The 1076-nt window shown below is 69.4% G+C and carries 1 protein-coding gene; it reads left to right on the top strand.

All coding sequences use genetic code 11. The annotated features are described in order from the left end of the window. Window positions 1–5 precede the first annotated feature (5 nt). Window positions 6–1076, top strand: a 1071-nt coding sequence (locus HR086_RS47080) for an RCC1 domain-containing protein (RefSeq protein ID WP_373564457.1), incomplete at its 3' end; no start/stop codon positions are given.

Below are 1076 nucleotides of genomic sequence, written 5' to 3'. Positions count from 1 at the left end.
GTCCGGTGCAGGTGCCCGCGCTCACGGGGGTCAGGACGGTCTCCGTGGGGGAGCAGCACTCCCTGGTGGTGAAGGAGGATGCGACGGTCTGGGCGTGGGGTGCGAATGCCGACGGGCAGATTGGCGATGGGGTCGTGGATTGGCAGTTGCTGCCGGTGCGCTCGCAGCTCGTGGCTTCACGCGGGCTGTCCACGGCGTATCAGTTCTCGCTGGGCGTCGCGCTGGACGGGAGCGTCCAGGGCACGGGGGCGAATCTGTCAGGGCAGTTGGGGGATGGGAGCGTCCTGAACCGCGCGCTGCCGGTGGCGGCGCTGGGGCTCACGGAGTGTCGAGCGATTGCCGGCGGTCAGGGGCATACCCTGGCCTTGAAGTCAGATGGGCGGCTGCTCTCCTGGGGGGAGAATCAGGAGGGTGAGCTGGGAGATGGGACGGGGGTGTCCCGGGCGCTGCCCACGTTGATTCCCTCGCCGACGGGAGTGTTGTCCATCGCGGTGGGCAGCCGGCACTCGCTGGCCTTGCTGGGAGATGGCACCGTCCAGTCCTGGGGTTCCAATGTCCAGGGGCAACTGGGTGACGGGACGACCGTGTCCCGAATCCTGCCGGTCCGCGTCCAGGGCTTGACGGGAGTGGCTGCGATTGCGGCGGGCGAGGGCTTCTCGCTGGCGCTCAAGCACGACGGCACGGTGTGGAGCTGGGGGTACAACTCGCTGGGACAGCTGGGCGATAACTCCACGGCCCGGCGGCTGTCGCCGGTGCAGACGCAAGGGCTCACGGGCGTGACGGCTGTCTCGGCTGGACGCACGCATGCGCTGGCCTTGAAGGGAGATGGGACCATCTGGGGCTGGGGGTCCAATACCTATGGCGAGCTGGGGGATGGCACACAGGTGCGCAAGCTGTTGCCCGTGCAGGTGAGCGGGGTGGCGGGGGCTGTCACCCTGGACGCGGGCGAGCACCACAGCCTCGCGGTGACGACGGGTGGCAAGGTCTGGTCCTGGGGGCGCAACCAGCAGGGCCAGCTGGGCAGCGGGGTGAAGTCCAACTGGCGGCTGTTGCCGGCACAGGTGGCGGGGCTGACG

It is taken from the genome of Myxococcus sp. CA039A (genome assembly GCF_013336645.1).
In the GTDB taxonomy this organism is placed as follows: domain Bacteria; phylum Myxococcota; class Myxococcia; order Myxococcales; family Myxococcaceae; genus Myxococcus; species Myxococcus llanfairpwllgwyngyllgogerychwyrndrobwllllantysiliogogogochensis.
The sequence above is the reverse complement of the archived record's forward strand: the minus strand, read 5'-3'. Positions and strand labels throughout refer to the sequence as shown.